Origin of the sequence: Xenorhabdus bakwenae (assembly GCF_030272115.1) — a bacterium.
In the GTDB taxonomy this organism is placed as follows: domain Bacteria; phylum Pseudomonadota; class Gammaproteobacteria; order Enterobacterales; family Enterobacteriaceae; genus Xenorhabdus; species Xenorhabdus bakwenae.
This window is the reverse complement of record NZ_CP119194.1, coordinates 933,754-953,180: the sequence shown is the minus strand read 5'-3', so window position 1 is coordinate 953,180 and position 19,427 is coordinate 933,754. Positions and strand designations below refer to the sequence as shown.

Sequence of the window (19,427 nt, the reverse complement as noted above, 5' to 3'; positions counted from 1 at the left end):
TTGCAGATATATTGTGTTTTAATTTTGTTGAAATACAAAAAAAGCCAGTCCATGGAACTGGCTTTTTAGAAAGAAAAGTTACATTTCCCACAAAAAAAGAAATATCTCTCTAAATATATTTCTATGAATTATACCCACTAAATGAAGATATAATGCACAAATTTATCTTAAAGATCGATTACTTTTCTTTCACCACCCAATCCCCTTCAACAAAAAATGCGGTCCATCCGGTCGCCTTGCCCTTTTTCTCTGACGAAACATACTGCTGTTTAGTTTTACGGCTAAAACGAACAACTGTTTTATTCCCTTCAGGATCAGCAACAGGCGCTTGCGCTAAATAACGCAATTTTTCCGGTAAGCGATCTTGGAACCGAACAAGCTCTTCAACCAATGGTGCTCGCGTTTCGCGAGATTTAGGGAAGGTGTTGGCGGCTAAAAATACCCCTGCCGCGCCATCACGCAGAACAAAGTAGGCATCTGATTTTTCACATGCCAGCTCCGGTAACGGAACCGGATCTTCTTTTGGTGGTGCCACTTCCCCATTGCGTAAAATCTTACGGGTATTTTTACACTCTTCGTTTGTACAACCCATGTATTTACCAAAACGCCCCATTTTCAGGTGCATTTCTGAACCGCACTTATCACACTCAACTACTGGACCATCATAACCCTTAATGCGGAATTCACCTTCTTCAACTTCATAACCATCACACTCTGGGTTATTACCGCACACATGCAATTTACGCTGGTTATCAATCAAATAACTGTCCATCGCTGTACCACACTTTTTGCAGCGACAACGAGCACGCAATGCATTGGTTTCAGCATCATCCCCTTCCAAAATATTTAGGATTTCATTTTCCGGGATAAGGTTAATCGTCTGCTTGCATCGCTCTTTAGGTGATAACGCATAACCAGAGCAGCCAAGAAATACCCCTGTTGTCGCAGTACGAATTCCCATTGGGCGGTTACAGGTCGGGCACCCAATCGAGGTAATCACCATCGGGTTTGGACGCATCCCACCTTCACCTGGCTCTTTACTGGCAACATCAAGCTTCTCACTGAAATTGGAGAAAAATTCGTCCAGAATGCCTTTCCAATTCGCCTCATTGTTAGCTACATGATCGAGCTGGTCTTCCATTCTTGCCGTAAAATCATAGTTCATCAGTTCGTTGAAATTTTCTTCCAAACGATCATTGACAATTTCACCCATTTTCTCTGCATAGAACCGCCGATTTTCAACGCAAACATAACCACGCTCTTGAATGGTTGAAATAATTGATGCATAAGTCGATGGACGACCAATTCCGCGTTTTTCCAATTCCCTGACCAAGGACGCTTCACTGAAACGTGCGGGGGGTTTTGTAAAGTGCTGGCTTGGTATCAACTGTTGCAAATCAAGCTCTGTACCTACTTCCATCGCCGGCAAGGTATTCTCTTCATCCCCTTTGCGCAAAATCGGCATTACTTTTGTCCAACCATCAAAACGCAGAGTACGGCCTTTGGCACGTAACTCAAAATCGCCGGCTTGAACGATCAGTGTCGTGGAATCATATTTCGCAGGTGTCATCTGACAGGCAATGAATTGACGCCATATCAGCTGATACAATTTTTGTGCATCAGTTTCCATATCTTTCAATTCTTCTGCCATGACACTAACATCAGAAGGTCGAATCGCCTCATGGGCTTCCTGAGAGTTTTCTTTGCTGCTGTAAACATTGACACTTTTCGGCAAGTATTCATCACCAAAATGGTGGTTGATATAATCGCGAACCATTTCCAACGCGTCCTGACTCAAGTTAGTCGAATCGGTACGCATATAAGTGATATAACCAGCTTCATACAAGCGTTGCGCCATCATCATGGTTTTTTTTAACCCCAAACCCAAGCCGTGTACTTGCAGCCTGTTGCAATGTTGAGGTAATGAATGGTGCGCCTGGTTTACTCGATGTTGGACGATCTTCACGCTCAATCACTTTGTATCTCGCTTTTTCAAGCAGAGATAATGCTGACTGCGTTTGTTGCGCATTTACGGGTTTAAATGGTTTTCCCTTCTCATGTGTCACTTCCATATGGAGAGAGAGATCGTTCTTAGCCATTAAGTCCGCGTGCAGCTGCCAATATTCTTCCGGCACAAATGCCTTGATTTCGCGTTCCCGCTCAACCACAAGACGAACTGCGACAGATTGCACCCGCCCAGCGGATAGCCCTCTGGCAACTTTTTTCCACAGCAGCGGTGAAACCATGTAGCCGACAACGCGATCCATAAAACGACGCGCTTGCTGGGCATTCACACGGTCAAGATTTAATTCACCGGGATTATCAAAAGCCTGCGTGATTGCATTTTTGGTAATTTCATTGAATACCACCCGGCTGAAACGGGATTCATCTCCACCAATTACTTCCCGCAGGTGCCATGCAATAGCCTCTCCCTCACGGTCAAGGTCCGTTGCAAGATAGATATGATCGGCTTTCTCAGCCAGCGTTTTCAGCTCTGAAACAACTTTTTCTTTGCCAGGCAAAATTTGATAGTTCGCTTCCCAACCATGATAAGGATCGACGCCCATACGAATTATCAGCGCCGTTTTTTCATCTTTTTTTGCTTTCTTTTTATTCTTATCGGTAGATGAGCTTGAACTCTTTTGACTCACTGTTCCACTCTTCGGCAAATCACGGATATGACCTACACTGGATTTTACAACGTAGTCATTCCCCAGATATTTATTGATTGTTTTGGCTTTTGCCGGGGACTCCACTATAACAAGAGCTTTAGCCATAGTTACCTTTACCTAATTATCTTCTTTTCAGATGGCGAAAATCACGGCGTTATGTTGCGATATATAAAATAAAACCTCTTTTTATATTGCGATAGATTTGCAAGATATCAACTAATTTTTATCTTGTACTTTTACTTAAGCGCAAAACCCTTTGAAATATTTAGGGTATTTTATATACCGACACACACCATGCAATTGTCTGTTTTAACAGTTGTAAACAAAATCTTCCATCTGCATGACGAAAAGCCCACACTCTACCTGATAAAAAACGATGCGCAACAACTTATTTCTTGAAGGAGCACAATAAATGAAAACTGAAACCCTGCCTATTAAGCGAGAGCAGTTACTGAAAAAAGTAAATAAAATCATTAAGAAACACGAAGATTTTATACACGGTATGTACGCAGAGCGCGTAGAACAAAGAGGTGGAACATCATCCCTGACTGGTTAATAAATATGCGGGCAATAAAGGATAGATAACTCTCTTCTATTTATCTTACCCGCATATTATCTGCGGTAGTTTTCGATAACTGATTTTTCCGTTACAACAAAGGTTTTTCTCCCCTTTGCCACCAACGCATAAACAATTTGTCAACGTTCTCCATCGCGCTCCCCATAAAACGGTCTATGGCACGTTTGCGGCGATAATAATTGACGCCAATTACTTCACAATGTTCAATTTTTTCAATCAGAAAATCATCACTGACACCCACATCATCAATCAACCCACTCTCTTTTGCTTGTGTACCGTACCAATACTCACCAGTGGCTACGTTTTCCACATCCAAAGAGGGACGGTATTGATGGATAAATGATTTAAATAACTTATGCGTTTCGTTCAAATCTTCCTGAAATTTCTTGCGTCCCTGTTCAGTATTCTCTCCCAAAACAGTCAGGGTACGTTTATATTCACCAGCAGTATGCAATTCAACATCAATATCATTTTTCTTCAATAACCTATGAATATTGGGTAATTGAGCCACAACACCAATGGAACCGATAATGGCAAACGGTGCAGCAATAATGCGATCAGCCACACAAGCCATCATGTATCCACCACTTGCTGCTACTTTATCTACGGCAATTGTCAGGCGTATCCCTTTTTGCCGCAAACGAACCAATTGAGATGCTGCCAGGCCATATCCATGAACCACACCACCAGGACTTTCCAGTCGCAGCAAAACTTCATCTTTTTTATCAGCCACAGCCAATACCGCACTGATCTCTTCGCGGAGTGACTCCACCTCACGGGCATCCATACTGCCGTTAAAGTCCAAAACATAAAGATTCGGCTTCTGTATACCTTTCTGACCCGTTTTGGCTTCTGCTTTTTTCTGTTTAGCGTCACTTTTTTGTTGTTTTTTTAATGCTTTTTGCCAAATTTTTTGTTCTGCCTCACTCATTCGAGCCTGCTGCATCTGATGCTGCCTTTCCTGATATGCCTTACCAAGATTGGTCAGCTTTAATTCCCCTTTGTGCATTGTCTTACGTACACCTAATCCGATACAAACAACCGTCAGAATGGTGATTGCTAAAACCACCGTGAGCACTTTGGCTAAGAACAATCCGTATAGAGACAAATATTCCACAGATCCACCTTTATTAATTTATAATGAACAATAATATGTTTCATTCTAACTAAAAACCGAACGCCTTGCCCTAACAGTTTGCTTAACCCTATCTCAATTGAAATGACGCTCTTTTACCCATTTTTCACTCAATGCTGGCAAATTTGACGGGAACCTTAAGTTTTGTTCTGATGATGACCTGCCATCCTGAAATGGCGGGTCATAGATCCACAAGCAATATAGGAAGATTGTTCGATGTTTAATTACCAACCAAATAGTCATCTACTGCAACAAAAAATTATTCTAGTAACCGGTGCTGGCGATGGCATCGGACGTGAAGCCGCACTGACCTATGCCCGCCACGGTGCGCAGGTTATTTTACTGGGACGTACTACCGCAAAACTGGACGCAGTCAGGCAGCAAATTGCAAATGATGGTGGTTTACCAGCTGACATGTATACGATGGATCTGCTGACCGTGACCGCAGAAGAATGCCAAATTTTCGCCAATGATCTGGCACAGCGCTATTCACGTTTGGATGGCGTCTTGCACAACGCGGGGCTTCTTGGTGCTGTTTCTCCTATCTCAGAACAGCCTGTTCAGCTTTGGCATGAAGTGATGCAAGTGAATGTCAACGCCACTTTTATGCTGACTCAGGCATTGCTCCCTCTGTTATTACAATCCACCAGCGCTTCTTTGGTGTTCACCAGCTCCAGTGTCGGCCGTGAGGGCAGACGTGGTTGGGGGGCCTATGCTGTTTCCAAATTTGCTACAGAAGGCCTAATGCAAGTTTTGGCACAAGAATATCGGGATACTTCCCTGCGTATCAACTGCATCAATCCCGGCGGAACACGTACCAACATGCGAGCAAATGCTTTTCCTGATGAAAATTCCGCTAAGTTAAAAACACCAGCGGATATTATGCCCGTCTATCTTTATGTAATGGGAGATGACAGCCGAAATGATTCCGGCATCAGTTTTGATGCTCAACCCGGACGTAAAGCGGGACCTGCCGAATAATGACCAGAAATAACAGCCAGTACCAGAAAAGGCAACAACGCCTGAAAGAAAAAATCGATGCCCGCATTGAAGCAGCACAACAAGAACGAGGGATTGTCATTGTGTTCACTGGAAACGGTAAAGGAAAAACGACCGCAGCACTTGGCACAGTGACTCGTGCAATCGGACACGGCCAACGTGCTGGTGTTATCCAATTTATCAAAGGAACATGGGAAAGCGGCGAAAGGAACTTGCTGATACAGCAAGGTGTTGAATTTCATGTGATGGCAACAGGTTTCACCTGGGAGACTCAAAATCGAGAATCAGACACCGCAGCCTGCCAAACAGCCTGGCAACATGCTGTGGCAATGCTATCTGACCCTTCATTACACCTTGTCGTGCTGGATGAATTAACCTATATGGTCAGTTATGGTTACTTAGAACTCACTGATGTTCTGGCTGCCCTTAAACAGCGTCCGGCTCATCAAAGTGTGATTATCACTGGCAGAGGATGTCATCGAGAATTACTGGAATATGCCGATACGATTACGGAAATGCGTCCGGCAAAACATGCGTTTAATGCCGGAATCAAGGCACAAAAAGGCATTGATTGGTAAATGAATCCGCTGTTTCATATCTCGTTTAGATAAATGTTGATATAAATGTTGATATAAGCTGAAACAGCGGCTTAAGCGTATTAACGACCTTTAGATGTCGTCGTCTTCCCTGCATTCTGACGAGAGCTGCTTGCAGGACGTTTCCCTGCCGGACGGGATGCAACCTGAGTATGTCGTCTTACCGCACGGCGGATCTGATTAGCCTTAACGCGACGTTGATCACGTCCAACTGCGACTTTGGTCATAATCTCTTCATCCAAATCAACCAACTGACGTAAATAGTTAGTCTGTTCCAACCCCAATTCAGTCCAGCCACCACGTGGCAAACCTTTCGGCAGATTGATATCGCCATAACGCACACGGATCAGGCGGCTAACTTGCACACCAACGGCTTCCCATAAGCGTCTGACTTCGCGATTACGACCTTCTGTCAGAGTGACGTTATACCATTGGTTGATACCTTCTCCGCCTTTAAACGCAATGGTCTTAAATGAAGCCGGGCCATCTTCCAGTTGTACACCTTGTGTCAATTGACGGAGGTTTGCGCTATCTACTTCACCGAACACACGAACTGCATATTCACGCTCAACTTCGCAGCTTGGGTGCATTAAACGGTTAGCCAATTCCCCATCGGTAGTAAACAACAACAACCCGCTGGTATTGATATCCAAACGCCCTACCGCAATCCAGCGTGCGCCCTGCATTTTTGGCAGACGATCAAACACCGTCGGACGACCTTCAGGATCATGGCGAGTACACAATTCCCCTTCCGGTTTATAATAAGCTAAAACACGGCAAACTGTTTTCTGTGGCTCTTTGATATTTAAGATCCGTCCGTCCAGACGAATTTTTACTGAGGGCTTAATTTCAATTCGATCACCCAACGTTGCGATCTTACCATCAATGCTAATGCGACCTTGTTGGATATACCCCTCGATTTCGCGCCGGGAACCATGACCAGAACGGGCAAGAACTTTTTGTAACTTTTCTGTTTTATCGCTCATTGAGCAACCTCTATTGTCGCCTTCACAGGCGTCGTGATACTAAATAAAAATTGAATCATATACTTTAAAAAAACGTACACTTTATAAAAAAGGGGTTACATCACCTTCGCCTTCACGAAGAATGACTGGTGAATCCCCAGTTAAATCCACTACCGTCGTCGGTTGCTGCCCAAGATAACCACCGTGAATGATTAAATCAACTTGTTTACCCAAAGTATCCTTAATCTCTTCAGGATCAGATTCAGCAAAATCATTTCCAGGCAAAATCAAGCTACATGACATCAGTGGTTCACGCATCTTTTCCAGCAGTGCCAACGCAATAGGATTAGAAGGAACACGCAGGCCAATAGTCTTGCGTTTTTCGTTCATCAAGCGGCGCGGTACTTCTTTTGTCGCCTGTAAAATAAAAGTGTAATTGCCTGGCGTGTTATTTTTGATCAACCTGAACGCCTGATTATCTACATGGGCATAAGTGGCAATTTCAGACAAATCACGACACATCAACGTAAAATTGTGGCGTCCTTCCAATTGGCGGATACGGCATATACGGGTCATAGCCTCTTTATTTTCAAGGCAACAACCCATGGCATAACCTGAATCAGTCGGATAGATGACAACTCCGCCCTTTTTCAGTACATCCACACTTTGGTCAATAAGACGGACTTGTGGATTGTCAGGGTGGATATAAAAAAACTGGCTCATACAAATAACCTCTATACTTCTATGCAGCCCCACGCCGTGACCAGTCGTGCCATATCGGTACAACATCACCGGGTAACCACAAATTGCGCCCAAGTTCTATCCATGAACAAGGTTGGTGAAAATCCGATCCTAATGATACTTTCAACCCATATTCTCTTGCCAGTTGACCAAGTTGCTGTCTTTCATTAGGGGCTTGCTGGCACTGGGCAACTTCCATTGCATCACCACCATGTTGTTTAAACCAAACTATTAACCGTTTTAGCCACTTCGTCGACAAATTATACCTACCGGGATGAGCAATTATAGCTTGTCCCCCTGCCTGGTGAATGGTTTCAATAGCTTGCTCAATTGTACACCATTGCGGTGGGACATAACCGATTTTTCCCTTTACCAGATATTTTTTGAACACTTTCGGGATAGTCGGTACAACTCCCGCCTCGACCAAATAACGGGCAAAATGACCGCGAGTGACTTGTCCACCATTGGCTAATCTGGATGCCCCTTCCCAGGCATCAGCAATACCTGCTTTGGCCAACCGTTGCCCCATTTCAATACCACGCTGTTGCCTTAAATCAACCTGATGCGCTAATAACTTCCTTAAGGAAATAGCGTTGATATCAATATGTAAGCCAACGATATGAATTTCCAGATTTTGCCATAATGTCGAAATTTCAACGCCGGGTATCAAAGTTAATGGCAAATTATTTTGCTGAATATGGTTTAAAGCAGACGGAATACCCTCCGTCGTATCATGATCGGTGATGGCCAGTACATCAATCCCCATAGCAATGGCTCTGTCCACGAGCTGCTCAGGTGATAAAACGCCATCTGAAGCGGTCGTATGGCTATGCAGATCATAGCGTTTTGTCGTTTCACTGGCGGCTTCAGTCATTATTTTTTTACCTGTTTTTCGGGTGGGGAAAAAGGCACTATCGATTAAGTGATATGCAGCGCTATCAAGCGCAAGGCGCTAATGATAACACAAGAGTAAAGTTCAAGAGGCGAGTTTGTTGAAACAATGATAATGAATGTGGTTTGCAAACATAAAAAATCATTGACAAGCAACCATCGAACTAGTTTACTAGTACATGGGTTAACTGAAACACTCTTTATTAAAAAAACTATTGAACTGATGAGGCACTCGAAATGAGCGTATTTATGCAAACTAAGCAGTCAAAGTGTTGGTGGCACAACTTCCCAGTCAGGGCGGTTGGCTCGCGCACATAAGTTAAGAATAGATACGCAAGTGCCAAAACCCGCCCTAAGAGGCGGGTTTTTTATGAATAAAGATTAGAAACGGGGTATGAAGATGACAGGCAAAGAATTTAATATTTCTATAAATCAGGTAGATACCCTCTATCAGACAGATCCGACACGGCTTTTTCATCAACTTTGTAGTAATCGCCCAGCAACGTTATTGCTGGATTCGGCTGAAATTCACAGTAAAAAGAATCTCAAAAGCATCCTGATCATTGATAGTGCTATGCGCATTACAGCCAACGGGCGTCAAGTTACTTTTGAAGCACTCACTGAAAATGGCCAAAACCTGATCCCAATACTCGCTAATTTACTTTCAGACAAAGCCCTATTAGATTTAGAGCCACAGGTTATGCGAGCACGGTTTCCTGCTATTGAGCACAATCTGGACGAAGATAGCCGGCTAAAATCCGATTCCGTTTTTGACGCATTACGTGCCCTGGCAGCATTAGCATCCTTCTCAGACGCTCCCGATGCCATTTTTGTTGGTGGATTGTTTGCTTATGATTTAGTCGCCGGGTTTGAACCATTGCCGACAGTAGAAGATCACCAGCGCTGCCCTGATTTCTGTTTTTATCTCGCAGAAGCGCTATTAGTGATCGATCATCAAGATAAACACTCACGTCTGCAAACTTCATTGTTTGGCGAATCCGATTCAGAAAGAAAACGCCTTAAAAAACGTTTAACAACCTTAGTTGCCGCCATTTCAGCCCCACTTCAGCCACTCTTACCTGTCACTCTGCCCGGTATTACTGTTGGCTGCAACCAAAGTGATGAACAATACGCAAATATAGTGCACCAGCTACAGCAATTTATCCGTCAAGGGGATATTTTTCAGGTCGTTCCATCACGTCGTTTCACCTTGCCATGCCCTTCTCCTCTGAGCGCTTATCATGTATTGAAAAAACAAAACCCAAGCCCTTATATGTTTTTTATGCAAGATCAGGATTTTTGCCTGTTTGGGGCTTCACCAGAAAGTGCGCTTAAATATGATGCCGACAACCGCCAGATCGAAATTTATCCGATAGCCGGTACTCGACCACGTGGACGCGATAACAACGGAGAATTGGATGCCGATCTTGATAGCCGAATTGAACTGGAAATGCGCACAGATGCTAAAGAAATGTCTGAGCATGTGATGTTAGTTGACTTGGCTCGCAACGATTTAGCCCGTATCTGCGAACCGGGCAGTCGATATGTCGCCGATTTAACCAAAGTCGATCGCTATTCATTTGTTATGCATCTGGTTTCTCGTGTTGTCGGCACACTCCGGCATGATTTAGATGTCTTCCATGCCTATCAAGCCTGCATGAATATGGGCACATTGACAGGGGCCCCTAAAGTTCGGGCGATGCAATTCATCGCAGAATATGAAGGTGAACGGCGTGGCAGTTATGGCGGAGCCGTCGGTTACTTCACGGGCAATGGGGATTTTGACACCTGCATAGTGATCCGTTCTGCCTACGTGGAAAACAATCAAGCGACCATTCAGGTTGGAGTCGGTGTGGTACTGGATTCCATTCCTCAGTCAGAAGTAGATGAAACGCACAGTAAAGCCAGAGCCGTTATTCGTGCAATTGCACAAGCGCATCATGTGGAGGTGACATTCTGATGGCTACTATTCTTTTACTTGATAATGTAGATTCCTTTACATATAACCTTGTGGATCAACTGCGTACTCATGGTCACCATGTCGTTATTTACCGCAATACCGTGTTAGCAGACATCATTATTACCAAACTTAATGAGATGGAATCTCCTCTTTTGATGTTATCCCCCGGTCCAGGGAAACCCTCAGAGGCAGGCTGTATGCCTGAATTGCTCAGGCAAGTAACAGGCCAGATCCCGATAATCGGAATTTGTCTTGGACATCAGGCGATTATTGAAGCTTACGGAGGAAAAGTCTCTGCTGCTCAGGAAATTCTGCATGGCAAAGCCACATCAGCTATCCATGATGGGAAAAATATGTTTTCCGGCCTCCCAAATCCTTTGTCTGTCGCTCGTTACCATTCTCTTGCCGCTGTGCACGTTCCGACAGCCCTGACTGTCTCTGCTTCATGCGGTGATATCGTGATGGCGGTGCGCCATGATGAGCACAAAGTTTGTGGTTTTCAGTTCCATCCCGAATCTATTTTGACTACACAAGGTGCCAAACTGCTTGAACAAACGCTAACCTGGGCATTGAGCTAACAATTAAAGGTCGTGAGTTTAAGGGTATCGAATTAAAGGCACTAAACTTAAAGGAATGGGAAGATGCAGTTGATTTTTGACAAATTATTCAGTGCGCAAGCACTGACACAACAAGAAAGCCAACAGCTATTCACTGCCATTATTCATGGCGAGTTGAGCGATACACAACTGGCTGCTGTATTAATTAGCCTGAAGCTGCGGGGCGAGCAGCCACAAGAAATTGCGGGCGCAGCCCGGGCGTTCCTGGCAAACGCAGCCCCCTTTCCACGCCCCGATTACACATTTTGTGATATCGTCGGCACAGGTGGAGATGGTTCCAATAGCATCAATATTTCAACAGCCAGCGCTTTTATTGCTGCTGCCTGTGGCCTTAAGGTAGCAAAACATGGAAATCGCAGTATTTCCAGTCGATCTGGCTCATCCGATTTATTAGCTGCATTCGGCATTGCATTGGATGCCCAGGCTGAAGAATCACGCAGAGCCTTAGATGATATTGGTGTCTGTTTCCTGTTCGCACCTCAATATCACCGTGGATTCCGTCATGCGGTGCAAGTTCGCCAGCAACTAAAAACCCGAACATTATTTAATGTGCTTGGCCCGTTGATCAATCCGGCGCACCCTCCTGTGTCTCTTATCGGAGTCTATAGCCCTGAATTAGTTGAACCGATAGCCCATACCTTACATGCCTTGGGTTATCAACGCGCCGCCGTTGTACACAGTGGCGGAATGGATGAAGTTGCTTTACATGCCCCAACCTATGTTGCAGAACTCAGTCACGGTGAGATTAATCAATACCAGTTAACAGCAACCGATTTTGGCTTACCGGGCCATCCGATATCTTCACTGCAAGGTGGAACCCCAGAAGAGAATCGCGATATGCTGGCAATGTTACTGCAAGGCCAGGGACGAAAGGCCCATGCTGATGCGGTAGCCGCAAATGTGGCTCTTTTGATGAAAATTCACGGACATGAAAATCTGCGAGAAAACACGCAACTGGCCCTTAATACTATTTACAGCGGCCAGGCTTATGAAAAAGTAATGGCATTGGCAGCAAGGACTCGATCATGAAAACCAGCATATTACAGAAAATTGTTGATGATAAAGCGGCATATCTGATTACTCGTAAGGCAGAGCAACCGCTGGAGAGCTTTATTGAGGTTATCGTTCCAAGTCACCGTCGGTTTTATCAGGCGTTGACCCATAAGCAAACCGTTTTTATTTTGGAATGCAAAAAAGCCTCTCCGTCAAAAGGGATAATTCGTGAAAATTTCGATCCTGTTTACATTGCAAAAACTTATCAGCCTTATGCTGCTGCAATTTCTGTTCTGACTGATGAAAAATACTTTCAGGGCAGTTATGATTTTCTCGCCAGGGTCAGTTCTGCTGTACATCAACCTGTTCTGTGCAAAGATTTTATTATTGATGCCTATCAGGTTTATCTTGCCCGTTATTATCAGGCTGACGCTATTTTACTTATGCTCTCCGTTCTTGATAATGATAAGTATCGTGAGCTGTCATCACTGGCACACAGTCTTGGGATGGGCGTACTGACCGAAGTCAGTAATGAAGATGAAAAGCAACGCGCGATTATATTGGGGGCAAAAGTTATTGGTATCAATAATCGGGATCTGCGTGATTTGTCCATTGATTTAGGGCGTACCCGTAAATTGTCAGTTGATTTACCCAAAGACACGATCGTTATCAGTGAATCCGGTATCCACCAGCATCGTCAGGTGCGGGAATTGAGCCGGTTTGCCGATGGTTTTCTTATTGGTAGTTCTTTAATGGCACAACAAAATTTAGATCTCGCTTTACGCCGCCTGATTTTGGGTGACAACAAAGTCTGTGGCCTGACTCGCCCACAGGATGCCAAAGCCGCATTGCAAATGGGAGCCGTTTACGGTGGTTTAATTTTTGCCGAAAAATCACCGCGCAAAATCAGCCTGCAAAAAGCTCAACAAATCATCAATGAAGCCTCTCTTCTATATGTTGGCGTGTTTCAAAATCAATCCATTGATTTTGTCAATAATACCGCCCGTCAGCTTTCGCTCACCGCAGTTCAATTGCACGGAGATGAAGATGAAAACTACATTAACTCCCTACGTTCAGGGCTGCCTGAACATTGTGAAATTTGGAAAGCCATTAATATGTCTAAGGTTGAGGAAGTTTCCGCAATACCCCATGTTGAACACTTATTGTTGGATAACGGAGCAGGCGGAACAGGAAAACCATTTGACTGGCAGTTAATCAACCCACTCATTCAGCATAACAGTTTTCTGGCTGGTGGCCTGAACGCTGAAAACTGCCAACTGGCAGCAACATTTGGCTGTTATGGACTGGATTTTAACTCAGGAGTTGAAGTGTCTCCGGGTATCAAAAGCAGCCAGAAAATCAAACAGGTGTTTCAACAATTACGCTGTTATCACTAATTTTTCAGATAAAAATGGATGAGTAGAACAATGAGTAAATTGAATCCTTATTTTGGCGATTTTGGTGGGCAATTTGTGCCACAAATTTTGATCCCTGCACTTAACCAATTAGAAGAAGCCTTTATTGAAGCACAGAAAGATCCAGAGTTTCAGCATACCTTTCAGGATCTCTTGAAAAACTACGCAGGCAGGCCCACTGCCTTAACGCTGTGTCAAAACCTGACAAAAGGGACAAAAACACGTTTGTACCTGAAACGTGAAGATTTACTCCACGGCGGTGCTCACAAAACCAATCAGGTTTTAGGGCAAGCATTGTTGGCAAAACGCATGGGAAAGCATGAGATCATTGCTGAAACAGGCGCGGGTCAACATGGCGTCGCCACCGCCCTGGCTTGTGCGCTATTGGGGCTGAAATGCCGTATTTATATGGGGGCAAAAGATATTGAACGCCAATCGCCCAATGTTTTTCGCATGCGTTTGATGGGTGCAGAAGTGATCCCTGTCCACAGCGGCTCGGCAACCTTGAAAGATGCTTGTAACGAAGCAATGCGTGACTGGTCGGGTTGCTATGAAAAAGCACATTACCTATTAGGCACTGCGGCTGGCCCTCACCCATATCCGACAATGGTACGAGAATTTCAACGTATGATTGGTGAAGAAGCCAAAGCTCAGATTCTGGAAAAAGAAGGCCGTTTACCTGATGCCGTTATCGCCTGCATTGGTGGTGGTTCAAATGCCATCGGTTTGTTTGCTGAATTTATTCCAGAAAATAATGTTCGCTTGATCGGTGTTGAACCTGCGGGGCATGGTATTGAAACCGGAGAGCATGGTGCCCCATTGAAACACGGAAGATTGGGAATTTACTTTGGCATGAAAGCGCCAATGATGCAGACAGCAGACGGGCAAATTGAAGAATCTTATTCCATTTCGGCGGGTTTAGATTTTCCTTCCGTCGGCCCACAGCATGCCTATTTAAACAGCATCGGTAGAGCCGATTATGTTTCAATTACTGATGATGAAGCCCTGGAGGCCTTCCAGGAACTCTCACGCAATGAAGGGATTATTCCTGCACTGGAATCCGCTCATGCGTTGGCTTATGCCTTGAAAATGATCCATGAATCTCCAGACAAGGAACAACTATTAATTGTCAATTTATCTGGTCGTGGTGACAAAGACATCTTTACCGTTCACGATATTTTAAAATCCAAGGGGGAAATCTGATGGGACGTTACGAACAACTTTTTAAGAAGTTACAACACCAAAATCAAGGCGCTTTTGTTCCTTTTGTCACCCTTGGTGATCCTAATCCTGAATTATCATTGGAAATTATTGATACCTTAATTTCAGGTGGTGCTGATGCGCTTGAATTGGGTATTCCGTTCTCAGATCCCCTGGCTGATGGCCCAACTATCCAAAATGCCAATCTGCGGGCGTTATCATCCAAAGTCACGCCCACACTATGTTTTGACCTGCTGGCTAAAATTCGCGCTAAACACCCTGATATACCCATTGGCCTGTTAGTTTACGCCAATCTCGCCTTTCACAATGGCATTGATGAATTTTATCGTCGCTGCAAAAGTGCAGGTGTTGACTCCGTACTTGTCGCTGATGTGCCATTACCCGAGTCATCGCCTTTCCGTTCAGCTGCCATAAAGCATGATATTGCCCCGATCTTTATTTGTCCCCCTAATGCAGATGATGATTTACTGCGTGAAGTTGCTTCATTTGGACGGGGATATACCTATCTGCTATCAAGAGCGGGAGTGACAGGCAGTGAAAATCGCGCTCAACAGCCATTTAATCATATTGTCAATAAGCTCAAAGAATATCACGCTGCCCCGGCTATACAAGGTTTTGGCATTTCAGAGCCAGAACAGGTTATGAGCGCTCTCAATGCCGGTGCTGCGGGTGCAATTTCAGGTTCAGCTATTGTCAAAATTATTGAAGATAACTTACATCAACCCAACATCATGCTGGAAAAGTTAACGGATTTTGTTCGTGCCATGAAAAACGCCACACAATTATAAGCAAGCTACCAAAAAATGGGGCAATGACGCCCCATTGGTTCTTCTCTTATGTCAACGTCAAACACACGTAGCTTTAGTTAGAAACTATAACCAACACCGAACATAAAGACCCACGGATCAAGGCGAGTTTTATATTTTTTATCTACATCACCGACTTTGAATTTCACATCAGTTTCAATATTCATCCACCAAAGCGAAGTATTCAGCATCCAGTTTTTGTCCAGTTGATAATCCAGGCCAACCTGCCCAGCGATACCCCAAGAATCTTTCAGATCCAGGCTATTTAAATTAACGCCTTTTACCGTCTCATTATTAGTAAATTTTTCACTAAAGAATGTCGTGTAGTTAACACCAATTCCGACATAAGGACGAAATTCATTTTCTGAAGAACCAAAATAATATTGTGCCATTAGTGTTGGTGGTAAATGTTTAACTTCAGCAATTTCACCCGCGCCCGGCAAACTGACTTTATGCTGAAATGGTGTTGCTGCCAATAATTCAACACCAATATTATCAGTAATCATGTAACCAAAAGTTAACCCCAACTGAGTATTATTATTGACACCAAAAGATCCCAATCCTAATACATTATCAGAACCCGCATGCGGTCTTACCGTTGCTGTACCTGCACGGAACAGGAAGTCACCTGCTTCATGGGCAAAAGTCAATGACGGGGCTAACGTAGCAACAGCCAATACAAGCGCAGAAATCTTCTTCATTATCCATCCCATTTATGTGGTTTTAAAACAGTCAGAAATATACCCGTTTGTTTACTATTATGATCTAAGACAGATCACATCTTTTAAATATTTTTGGCTAAATAAGGTATTTACTGCTTTATTATTTCATTTACTGGATATTTAAAATTGATCCAAATCAAAATTTTCTGCATATTAATTTTAATGCCACCCATGATTTATATCTTAATATCAATTTTTAAATGAATAACAATAAAAAACAATAGAAATTATACATTAAAAAACCTTATTTAATATTCCAGCCCACCCTCAATTTATTAACACAAAGTTAATGAGTTGATCATTTTTATAAAATCGACAATAAGGAGCCTGGCAAACAAGATTTCGTGCCCCATCAGCCTCAAGATACAGGAGTAAATCTTAGGTATCCAATAATCCCCCTAACAAGGTACAATTGTGCACTATTATTGTTTTATTTGATAGGAGCCACTTTCATGCCCATCACGGCAAATACCCTGTATCGTGACAGCATCAACTTTTTAAAGAATCAACTGTTGAATATTGTCATCCTCTCTGTCCTGGCCGCGCTGGTGACAACACTGCTGGGGCATTTACTCATGCCGAATGATGAACAGCTCAATCTATTAGCCGAGTTGCAAAATATAGTCAGAGAGTCCGGCAATACAGGTATCCAACGTTTCGTGATGCAATTAACGCCAGATGAGCAATTCACGTTAATGCGCACAATGTTCGGGGTTTTATTTACCCACATATTTGGTAATACCCTACTAACGGCCAGTGTGCTGGTACTCATCAATGCTATCTCTCGCGGTCAGAAAACTAATGCCATTCATGCCAGTACATTATCAATAACACAACTACCTAAGATGTTCTTGCTAATGCTGATTTGTACCCTGTTGGTCCAAATCGGCTACGCTTTAATGGTCCTGCCGGGGCTACTGTTTTCTATTGCATTCTCACTGGCTCCAATTTTTTTGTTTGAAAAAAGCAAAAATGTTTTTGCAGCCATGCAAAATAGTTGGAAGTTGGCATTTGGTAATATGCGGTTGTTGATCCCAGCTATATTGTTATGGCTTGTCGCCAAGCTAATCCTGGCTCTTGTGCTGACAAAAATGCCCGATATGTTGCTATCAACACTGGATAATTTCTTATCATCTCTGTTACTGATTTACCTATTTCGTTTGTATATGTTAGTCAAGCCACAAAATAAAACCATAAACGGTATTTAATAAAAAGCACTTAAAATAGTTCACCTCGCTGTAATACTAATGCAGCGGGGTGAACCGCAGTTTACTTTTCCTGTTTGTCCTCCACCTGCTGCTTACTTTGAAGTAAACGAATGGCAAAGTAGAGATCCGGCACAACTATTAAATCGTCATCGCTACGACTTAGTTTGTTCTGTTTAATCCAGCGATTTAGCTCTGTTCTGCGCCCTGCCAAAACCAATGTTACACCTTTCTCTTTTAATTCTGTGATTAACTCATCCAACACGGCAAAAACACTGACATCATCATAGGTAAAACTGACCGTCGCATCGACCACTAACCACACAGGATCATTTGCAGCACTTTTCACATGCAGTAATACCCGTTTTTTGAAATATCCAACGTTAAAATAAGTGAGAGGAGAGTTAAAGCGGTACATCATAATGCCATCTATGGGTTTAATATCATTATGTTTATGGATAGAACGAACCATACCTTGGTCATTCACGCCCAGCAGCTGATCCGAAGGCCGAAAAACTATCCGCAAAAATTGCAATAATCCTAACAAAACAGCAAAACCGATACCATCGATCACCCCCACCAGCAAGACGGCAATTAACGTAAAAATTGACAGAGTAAAAGCCTGACGATTACGTTTTCGATAAGCCCAAAGGTTTTTTAAACTCAATAAAGACCAAGTGGAAAAGATCAAAACAATACCCAGTGATGACAGAGGAATAGACACCAAAAATTCTGTCATAAACAGCAATACCAGCAAAATAGCACAAGCCGCTATCACCGAAACCATTTGCGTTTTACCACCAAGCGCATCATTGACCGCAGTACGGCTACCGGCAGCACTGACAGCAAAACCTTGTGATAATGACGAAGCAATATTGGCGATACCCAATGCCCTAAGTTCCAGATCTGCATCGACTTGGTAGCCATTTTTACTGGCAAAACTACGAGCAGTCATCATAAAACTGACGAAACTGATCACCGCTAAGTTAATGGAAGGAACAACTAAATCACGTATGATACCGGGTTCAAATTCGGGTACAGGAACAATAGGCAAACCGCTCCCCATACTACCCACAATCTGGATACCATATTGGCTGAGTTCAAATTGCCAACTGATATAAGTCGATACGATCATTGCTACCAGTGGCGCAGGCCAACTCGGACGGAGGAAATGCACACTAAGCAGTACCAGCAGCGTCATTACTGACACCCCTACCGTCGGCCAGTGAGATTCTAATAGTTTACGGGGAAGTGCAATTAATCGTTCAATCAATTCCACAGGCAACCCAGACAGCCCAAAAACTTTAGCCAGCTGATCCGCCATAATGGTAATCGCAACGCCGTTAATAAAGCCCTTCAAAATGGGATGAGATATAAAATCAGCGAAGGCACCCAATCGAAAATGGCTGGCCAAAATACACCAAAACCCTGTCATTAACGTCATAACTATGGCAAGTTGCCAGCGCACATGCTCATTTCCCAATGCCAGCGGTGTCACAGCAGCAGCAATAACCGCACAAGTTGCAGCATCTGGCCCAACAATCAACTGCCGCGAAGTACCAAACAGTGCATACGCAAACATCGGTAAAATACAGGCATATAAACCAATAATGGCACTAATTCCCATTAATTCAGCATAAGCAATCGCAACAGGCAGCGCGACTGCGGCAACAGAGAGACCCGCCCGCATATCATGGCTGAAATACTCTCTACGGTAATGACAAATATTTCCCAAGCCCGGCATCCAACGATGTAATCTTCCCCACAACATGACCTTTATGCCCTTTTGTGAAAATGAAACCTAGTTATAGTGCGTTGCTAAATGGAAACTCACCCGTTTCCCCTCTCTCACACTTAGCTTGTCGCTCATTGTGATAAAATTAGCCAAACAGATGAAAAATGTTTTTTACCT

The 19,427-nt window shown here is 43.7% G+C and carries 16 protein-coding genes, 1 pseudogene and 1 other annotated feature; of the genes and pseudogenes, 10 read left to right on the top strand and 7 right to left on the bottom strand.

What is annotated here, in order from left to right; genetic code table 11:
• Window positions 1-178 precede the first annotated feature (178 nt).
• Window positions 179-2,777, bottom strand: a pseudogene (gene topA / locus PXH59_RS05390) (type I DNA topoisomerase).
• 307 nt (window positions 2,778-3,084) lie between these two features.
• Between topA and PXH59_RS05385 the strand changes: the two are divergent.
• On the top strand, window positions 3,085-3,228 hold the full coding sequence (locus PXH59_RS05385) for a DUF2498 family protein (RefSeq protein WP_083446712.1): 144 nt from the start codon (window positions 3,085-3,087) through the stop codon (window positions 3,226-3,228).
• Window positions 3,229-3,319: 91 nt separating this feature from the next.
• Here the strand turns inward: PXH59_RS05385 and sohB are convergent, their stop codons facing one another.
• Window positions 3,320-4,366: a protease SohB gene (sohB, locus tag PXH59_RS05380; RefSeq protein WP_047770955.1), complete on the bottom strand. Its 1,047-nt coding sequence runs from the start codon at window positions 4,364-4,366 to the stop codon at window positions 3,320-3,322.
• A gap of 234 nt (window positions 4,367-4,600) precedes the next feature.
• On the opposite strand from sohB, the gene PXH59_RS05375 reads away from it, so the two are divergent.
• A complete protein-coding gene (locus PXH59_RS05375) occupies window positions 4,601-5,365 on the top strand; it encodes a YciK family oxidoreductase (RefSeq protein ID WP_047770956.1) in 765 nt (254 codons plus the stop codon).
• On the top strand, window positions 5,365-5,961 hold the full coding sequence (gene cobO / locus PXH59_RS05370) for a cob(I)yrinic acid a,c-diamide adenosyltransferase (protein WP_285810682.1): 597 nt from the start codon (window positions 5,365-5,367) through the stop codon (window positions 5,959-5,961). The genes PXH59_RS05375 and cobO overlap by 1 nt, the downstream gene beginning before the upstream one ends.
• An 80-nt stretch (window positions 5,962-6,041) precedes the next feature.
• On the opposite strand, the gene rluB is transcribed toward cobO, so the two are convergent.
• From rluB to rnm, 3 genes are all read right to left on the bottom strand, one after another.
• A complete protein-coding gene (gene rluB, locus PXH59_RS05365; RefSeq protein WP_047770958.1) occupies window positions 6,042-6,965 on the bottom strand; it encodes a 23S rRNA pseudouridine(2605) synthase RluB in 924 nt (307 codons plus the stop codon).
• 81 nt (window positions 6,966-7,046) lie between these two features.
• Entirely contained in the window at window positions 7,047-7,667 is a 621-nt protein-coding gene (locus PXH59_RS05360; RefSeq protein WP_285810681.1) for an L-threonylcarbamoyladenylate synthase, read from the bottom strand.
• A gap of 19 nt (window positions 7,668-7,686) precedes the next feature.
• A complete protein-coding gene (gene rnm, locus PXH59_RS05355) occupies window positions 7,687-8,559 on the bottom strand; it encodes an RNase RNM (protein WP_285810679.1) in 873 nt (290 codons plus the stop codon).
• A 284-nt stretch (window positions 8,560-8,843) separates the two neighbouring features.
• Window positions 8,844-8,949: a sequence feature (Trp leader region), on the top strand.
• Between the two features lie 27 nt (window positions 8,950-8,976).
• Between rnm and PXH59_RS05350 the strand changes: the two genes are divergently transcribed.
• The 6 genes from PXH59_RS05350 (at window position 8,977) to trpA (ending at window position 15,570) form a co-directional block, all read left to right on the top strand.
• Window positions 8,977-10,536 (top strand): anthranilate synthase component 1, encoded by a 1,560-nt coding sequence (locus PXH59_RS05350; protein WP_285810677.1) that lies wholly within the window; start codon window positions 8,977-8,979, stop codon window positions 10,534-10,536.
• Window positions 10,536-11,114: a glutamine amidotransferase-related protein gene (locus tag PXH59_RS05345; RefSeq protein ID WP_285810676.1), complete on the top strand. Its 579-nt coding sequence runs from the start codon at window positions 10,536-10,538 to the stop codon at window positions 11,112-11,114. The genes PXH59_RS05350 and PXH59_RS05345 overlap by 1 nt, the downstream gene beginning before the upstream one ends.
• Window positions 11,115-11,177: 63 nt before the next feature.
• Window positions 11,178-12,182, top strand: a complete 1,005-nt coding sequence (gene trpD, locus PXH59_RS05340) for an anthranilate phosphoribosyltransferase (protein WP_285810675.1) — start codon at window positions 11,178-11,180, stop codon at window positions 12,180-12,182.
• Window positions 12,179-13,543, top strand: a complete 1,365-nt coding sequence (gene trpCF, locus PXH59_RS05335) for a bifunctional indole-3-glycerol-phosphate synthase TrpC/phosphoribosylanthranilate isomerase TrpF (RefSeq protein ID WP_285810674.1) — start codon at window positions 12,179-12,181, stop codon at window positions 13,541-13,543. Before trpD ends, trpCF begins: the two co-directional genes overlap by 4 nt.
• Before the next feature lie 30 nt (window positions 13,544-13,573).
• Window positions 13,574-14,764 carry a tryptophan synthase subunit beta gene (trpB, locus tag PXH59_RS05330; protein WP_285810673.1) on the top strand — a complete coding sequence of 397 codons (1,191 nt, stop codon included), beginning with the start codon at window positions 13,574-13,576 and terminating at the stop codon, window positions 14,762-14,764.
• On the top strand, window positions 14,764-15,570 hold the full coding sequence (gene trpA, locus PXH59_RS05325) for a tryptophan synthase subunit alpha (RefSeq protein WP_047770966.1): 807 nt from the start codon (window positions 14,764-14,766) through the stop codon (window positions 15,568-15,570). The genes trpB and trpA overlap by 1 nt, the downstream gene beginning before the upstream one ends.
• A 77-nt stretch (window positions 15,571-15,647) precedes the next feature.
• On the opposite strand, the gene ompW is transcribed toward trpA, so the two are convergent.
• Window positions 15,648-16,289 (bottom strand): outer membrane protein OmpW, encoded by a 642-nt coding sequence (gene ompW / locus PXH59_RS05320; protein WP_047770967.1) that lies wholly within the window; start codon window positions 16,287-16,289, stop codon window positions 15,648-15,650.
• Between the two features lie 473 nt (window positions 16,290-16,762).
• Between ompW and PXH59_RS05315 the strand changes: the two genes are divergently transcribed.
• Complete coding sequence (locus PXH59_RS05315) at window positions 16,763-17,518, top strand: YciC family protein (RefSeq protein ID WP_285810672.1); 756 nt, start codon at window positions 16,763-16,765, stop codon at window positions 17,516-17,518.
• Between the two features lie 61 nt (window positions 17,519-17,579).
• On the opposite strand, the gene PXH59_RS05310 is transcribed toward PXH59_RS05315, so the two are convergent.
• Entirely contained in the window at window positions 17,580-19,286 is a 1,707-nt protein-coding gene (locus tag PXH59_RS05310) for a SulP family inorganic anion transporter (RefSeq protein WP_047770969.1), read from the bottom strand.
• Window positions 19,287-19,427: the final 141 nt, after the last annotated feature.

Coding starts and splice junctions, on each gene's coding strand:
- PXH59_RS05385 (WP_083446712.1), top strand. CDS start 3,085: ATGAAAACTGAAACCCTGCCTATTAAGCGAGAGCAGTTACTGAAAAAA.
- PXH59_RS05375 (WP_047770956.1), top strand. CDS start 4,601: ATGTTTAATTACCAACCAAATAGTCATCTACTGCAACAAAAAATTATT.
- cobO (WP_285810682.1), top strand. CDS start 5,365: ATGACCAGAAATAACAGCCAGTACCAGAAAAGGCAACAACGCCTGAAA.
- rluB (WP_047770958.1), bottom strand. CDS start 6,965: ATGAGCGATAAAACAGAAAAGTTACAAAAAGTTCTTGCCCGTTCTGGT.
- PXH59_RS05360 (WP_285810681.1), bottom strand. CDS start 7,667: ATGAGCCAGTTTTTTTATATCCACCCTGACAATCCACAAGTCCGTCTT.
- rnm (WP_285810679.1), bottom strand. CDS start 8,559: ATGACTGAAGCCGCCAGTGAAACGACAAAACGCTATGATCTGCATAGC.
- PXH59_RS05350 (WP_285810677.1), top strand. CDS start 8,977: ATGACAGGCAAAGAATTTAATATTTCTATAAATCAGGTAGATACCCTC.
- PXH59_RS05345 (WP_285810676.1), top strand. CDS start 10,536: ATGGCTACTATTCTTTTACTTGATAATGTAGATTCCTTTACATATAAC.
- trpD (WP_285810675.1), top strand. CDS start 11,178: ATGCAGTTGATTTTTGACAAATTATTCAGTGCGCAAGCACTGACACAA.
- trpCF (WP_285810674.1), top strand. CDS start 12,179: ATGAAAACCAGCATATTACAGAAAATTGTTGATGATAAAGCGGCATAT.
- trpB (WP_285810673.1), top strand. CDS start 13,574: ATGAGTAAATTGAATCCTTATTTTGGCGATTTTGGTGGGCAATTTGTG.
- trpA (WP_047770966.1), top strand. CDS start 14,764: ATGGGACGTTACGAACAACTTTTTAAGAAGTTACAACACCAAAATCAA.
- ompW (WP_047770967.1), bottom strand. CDS start 16,289: ATGAAGAAGATTTCTGCGCTTGTATTGGCTGTTGCTACGTTAGCCCCG.
- PXH59_RS05315 (WP_285810672.1), top strand. CDS start 16,763: ATGCCCATCACGGCAAATACCCTGTATCGTGACAGCATCAACTTTTTA.
- PXH59_RS05310 (WP_047770969.1), bottom strand. CDS start 19,286: ATGTTGTGGGGAAGATTACATCGTTGGATGCCGGGCTTGGGAAATATT.